At 34.9% G+C, this 5,031-nt stretch carries 5 protein-coding genes; all 5 read left to right on the top strand.

Translation table 11 applies throughout. The features are described from left to right. Positions 1-343 precede the first annotated feature (343 nt). Positions 344-874, top strand: coding sequence for a hypothetical protein (locus ACQQ6X_RS07375; protein ID WP_305164788.1), 531 nt, complete (start codon positions 344-346; stop codon positions 872-874). Between the two features lie 195 nt (positions 875-1,069). Continuing rightward, the gene (locus ACQQ6X_RS07370) at positions 1,070-1,591 is read left to right on the top strand and encodes a hypothetical protein (RefSeq protein ID WP_305164787.1); all 522 of its coding nucleotides are present in this window, start codon (positions 1,070-1,072) and stop codon (positions 1,589-1,591) included. A 246-nt stretch (positions 1,592-1,837) separates the two neighbouring features. Beyond that, on the top strand, positions 1,838-2,284 hold the full coding sequence (locus tag ACQQ6X_RS07365; RefSeq protein WP_305164786.1) for an oxidoreductase: 447 nt from the start codon (positions 1,838-1,840) through the stop codon (positions 2,282-2,284). A 177-nt stretch (positions 2,285-2,461) separates the two neighbouring features. Further along, positions 2,462-3,352 carry a toll/interleukin-1 receptor domain-containing protein gene (locus ACQQ6X_RS07360; RefSeq protein ID WP_305164785.1) on the top strand — a complete coding sequence of 297 codons (891 nt, stop codon included), beginning with the start codon at positions 2,462-2,464 and terminating at the stop codon, positions 3,350-3,352. A gap of 1,280 nt (positions 3,353-4,632) precedes the next feature. Next, the coding region (locus tag ACQQ6X_RS07355) for a hypothetical protein (RefSeq protein WP_430493541.1) at positions 4,633-5,031 on the top strand (399 nt) is incomplete at its 3' end.

Here is a 5,031-nt window from a genome sequence, read left to right as displayed (position 1 = left end):
TATTCACTTAAGGGTAGAGATCAAAAGTAAAATGAATGAGAGTAATGATGATTTACTGAAGTTGGATATCAACAGTGAAGAATATCCAAAAGAAATTCGTTATGAGGATCATATATACATAAAGAATATCTATTATAACACCATATAGGCATTATGCCAGCAGTTAAAGATGACAGTTACATTATATTAACATAATATTCAAGTTGCAGCTCCCGGATGGAGCCTTGGTCTGCGAGATGGATTTCGCAGGAATTTTAGCAGACAGCCCCTTTGGGGTTCATGAATACAGAGGGTTAGATGAAAATCACCATGTAAACCAAGTTAAAAAGGAGTGGAGGATAGTATGGCGAACACCATTTCATTACCAAAACAATTAAATGATGTAGTTGAGCCCATAGGTATGTCAAATGGATTAACTTCAGTCTTTATTGAAGTTTTAGCTATTAGTGGATCAATACTAGCTAAAACGAATCGAGAAAAAGAATTAATTATTTGGCTAGCACAAAGAGATCAGTCTGTAGCTGGAATAGGAACAGTTGGTTTTGATATTGATGAAATGCCTTGGACTATACACTCTTTTGAAAGTGAGAAAGATTTTATACTAGATACAATTTCAAGCGCAGCAGATGGCTTAGGGTGGGAGAAATTAAGCTATAAACCACGGCAAGAGTGGGTTGTTAATTGTTTGAATCAATTTGGCTTAATGATTAATGCATTCAATAAAGAAGTTGTTGACATAAATAATTATACAGAATGGTCAGAGATTGAAGAGGGGGATGATAACCCTACAATTCCAAGAGGGTATCCCAAATGCGAAAAGCATAACATCTATTTAAATTGCTATGGATGTATACTTTGCAATAATGGAAGCTGAATTAAGGCTGTAGGTATTTCATAGAAGATGGTAACAATCATATAACATAATATTCATGCTTCGGGTCATGCAGAGTTCTTGGTTTGCCAGAGAGATTTTAAAGAAGCCAGAGCAGACAGCGACCCCTGAGGGGGGCATGAATATAGAAATGTTAGGTGAAATATGGTGGTCTTACAACAAATTCGGAGAGAAAACATGAAAACATTCTTAAATAAAGTAGATGAAAATAGACTTGATGTGCTGTCAGTAGATATGGAAATTGACATAAGAAAAGAATACAAAAATATAACAAGACATTCTGGGCGAATGGTCCATGTTATTGATTGGAGGATAGCTTTATATATAAACGGAAATAAGTTGGACGAAGATGAAGTGTTTGTTGAAGAAGAATTTTTAAAATCATTAATTTGTCCAGGAAAGTATCCTATGTTCACTTGTACTTGCGGTATATTTGGTTGTGGGGGATACTATGTTGAAGTCAGTCATGAGGATGATAGATTGTTTTGGTTAACTGAGCAATCGCCTTTTAAGGAACAATTCGTTAAGACTTCTAATAAATTTGCTTTCTCTTGGAACCAAATAATCGATTTTTTAGAAGAATTAATACATAAATTTGATGATCTAAAGAGCATAATGAATACGCATGGCTTGAATTTTCAATATGATGTAGAAAAATATAGAAGAGTAATTAAAGAGATAAATGAGCGAGCAAATTAGAACAATGATTAAATTATGTTCGAAGAAGTTACAATGCTTCGTCTAACAATATATTCTATACTAAGACTAAGGTAATTCGATCCTTGGTTTTGGGAGCATCAGGCGGGCGATGAAGTGACTGTCGGGACTGCCCTGCACTGATTAACCGCATCACGTCAGGCATTCGGCCTTTTAAGCCAGTGAGAATTTGCGTCAACGTTATGTGAAATCGAAATCTATGTAAGATAATCAACAAGGAGACAACTAATGACTACGATAAATACTCTACAAACTAAACTTTCCAGCCGATACGATGAATTTGACCCAGAACAACATGAGAATAAGAACACAAAATTTGCAGATTTAATTATTGATGGAAGATCACTTTACCAAATGCTCAAGAAACACGATCTGGTTCCATCCTTGGGATGGGGAAGCGAAGATCATCAAAAAGAAATGATTCAATATTTTTTACTAAAGAAACCACATGAGCATATGTACTATAGATATCCAATACTTGTATGTCCTTGGTGTGGAGATGAAGAGTGTGGTTATATCTCAGTGAAAATTGACAGGGAAAAAGAAATCGTAATATGGAAGGATTTCAAGTTGGAGCATGAGGACAAACCAATAAATGTAGGTCCCTTTTATTTTGAATGGACAAACTATGAAAGGGTCATTAATGATACTTTTAGAATATTAGAAAACCAATAATGTACACTTTGAGGAAGCAAGGACATCACTTAACATCATATTCGAGCAAAGCAGCGACTCTTACGGTGCCTTGGTCTGCGGATGGATTTTGAGGAGGTATTTTACCGAATAACCCCTTGGAATCTATAGGTACAGGGACGAAAATTGAATTGAATTTATTAAAAGGAGGAATATTATTTGTCTAGTATTTTTTTGAGTCATACTAGTATCGATAAACCATTTGTTGGAAAATTAGCTAGGGATTTAAAACGAATTGGTGTCAATGTCTGGTTTGATAAGTGGGAAATAAAGATGGGGGAATCAATTACATGGCGAATCGAAGAGGGAATTCGTGAAAATGAATATCTTGGAATTATTTTATCACCTGAAGCACTAAGCTCAGAATGGGTGAAAAGTGAATTAGGTGCTGCATGGGCAAAACAAATGCAACTTAGAAAAGTATTTGTTTTGCCCATCTATTATAGGGATTGTAGCATTCCTCTTTTTTTATCAGATAGAAAGTTTGCTGACTTTAGAACAAATTATGAACAAGGATTCGGTGAATTAGCAAGTATATTTGGCATTGAAGAAACAGAAGCGATCACACAAGATAATTGGAGAAAATTTACGAAATCTAGAAAGGTTAATTGGAAAAAATTTAAAATAATTGAATTTGAAAATCTGGTAACAACGCTGGTTGATAGAGCTATTGATTATAACTGGTCGACTTGGGTTGGAGGAACAGCTAATGAATATTCTATTACACTTCATACACGGACTGGAACTGGAAATAAGTCAATCTCTATTAAATTAGTTGGAGATAAAAACGCCTATATGGCTACATTTAAGGAAGCTTATAATCCGAATCATTTGAAAGTAACCGATTTTGATTTATATGTAGGAAATTCAGTTGATGCATGTGACGAGTATGTATGGAGAGAGATGGAAGAATTCAAAAAAGAGCATGGTATCTCTAATGAGAAATCTGAACACTCTACGCAAAGGTTTTCAAGAGGTGATGAAATACATGAAGCTGCAAAAGAATTAATAAGTAAATTTAATTGGTATAAGGGAGATAAACTCTTTTAGATTCAAAAAGTCAAGAGCTTTGGAAAACATTGTATTTACATTTTTCAAACCTGGCGGCTTTCGACCAACAAGAAGCGATCGGCAGGGAAGAGGATTGATCGAACACAAACGGCATCTTGGTTGCGGCGAAGACATGGTTCGATAGGACGTAAGTGAGTAGAGGAACGGTATGAGAAACCTCATTAAATTAAATACGGTATGTAAGTGAATTGATGGAGGGGCCAATCATAACTTGTACAACTATAGGCGTTTATACTCATGCACTTACAAGGGGCAATAAATACATCTTAAAAAACGAAGTCGGGGACAAGTATAGAATTATTGGAAACTATGGAAAAGCAGTTTGGATATCAAAAGTTTAGTTTTACACGTCTTGTAGTCTGTTGTGTTTAAAGGGCATAGTGCTTTGTGGCATTTCATTGAAGTCGAAGGGTGATTGGAACTGAGAGATCATGTGAAAGTTTTTTTATGAAATGGATAAGGCCAAGCCGAATGTGAAGGAAACTTGTTCTTTTCCACATGCTACATTCTATACATTGAAAGGAAACACAAGAAGGTATACTGTATGCCAGGGCTTTATGATTTTTTAAACATTACTTTCCGATCAATAAGAAAAAAGATGCTATTGCAATTCATTCAATCGGGAAGAAATCCAAAGGTGATGACCTGCTAAGACCGTAAGGTTATTATTTGAGAAAAATGAAATTTTAATCACAGGGAACGACGATTAAGCGTCGTTTCGACTGCTGGATGACTATGAAATTGTGTTGAGAAGCAAAAAGAATAACCGTGTAAAGATAGATGGAAACTTAATGCTAAATGCAGATAAGAACGTGCACATTACTACTAAAGACGCAATCGACTTAAAATATAAGACAAGTTTGCTAGAGATGGTTAATAATCTTAAAATAACAGGTTCAGGTAGATATGCAAAATCGTAAGGGTAAAGTGATGACAAGAGCTATCGTTGATGAGCAGCGTTTGAGTAAGAAGGAAATGATTCAGGAATCAAGTGGAAGATAAGTAGAGGGGATACCCCATGTTACTTACCCAGCGATAACAAACAATAGTAGATAAAATAAGAAATGCAAAGGTGATTTGGTGGTCATATCCTTGATCTAACAATCTAAAAAGACAGGGTACCCTGTCCCCATAATTCATGGATACAGGTTAATTGAGTCTGGACTGAAACTTGTGTTTAGCGCAATAATTTGAAATTATTATATTTTATACAGATGAAGGTATCTTATTTTGAGTGATAACAAAAAGGGGAGAGTTATTTGTTTAGAAAGAGAAAACGTCAAAGATTCCACAGACAACCAAGACATCAAAAAAATGAATTGAGTTTTTCAGAAAGGACAACAAGATTAGCTCTAGTCTTAACGGTTTTAACATTAGCAAGTGGAACTTTGGGTATAGTTGGACGGGAATTTTTTAGTTTTTTCGTATATTCGTTTTCTTCGAGGCTATACATGGAAGCACCCATTAGAAGTGAGCACGTAATTGTTTTATGTATTGCCGTCTATATAAGTATCATTATTTCAAGAGTTTTATATTATGTAGGATTAGAAATTTATAGCTTCAATGTGAAATCGAACGTCAAAGCTAGTATGCAAAAAGCAGATCAAGCATACCATAAAATATTTGAAAGTATGTCCAGTACTTTGATAATAATGATG

It is taken from the genome of Paenibacillus ottowii, from assembly GCF_050516475.1.
GTDB lineage: Bacteria > Bacillota > Bacilli > Paenibacillales > Paenibacillaceae > Paenibacillus > Paenibacillus ottowii.
This window is presented reverse-complemented; position numbering and strand designations above follow the sequence as displayed.

Coding starts and splice junctions, on each gene's coding strand:
- ACQQ6X_RS07375 (WP_305164788.1), top strand. CDS start 344: ATGGCGAACACCATTTCATTACCAAAACAATTAAATGATGTAGTTGAG.
- ACQQ6X_RS07370 (WP_305164787.1), top strand. CDS start 1,070: ATGAAAACATTCTTAAATAAAGTAGATGAAAATAGACTTGATGTGCTG.
- ACQQ6X_RS07365 (WP_305164786.1), top strand. CDS start 1,838: ATGACTACGATAAATACTCTACAAACTAAACTTTCCAGCCGATACGAT.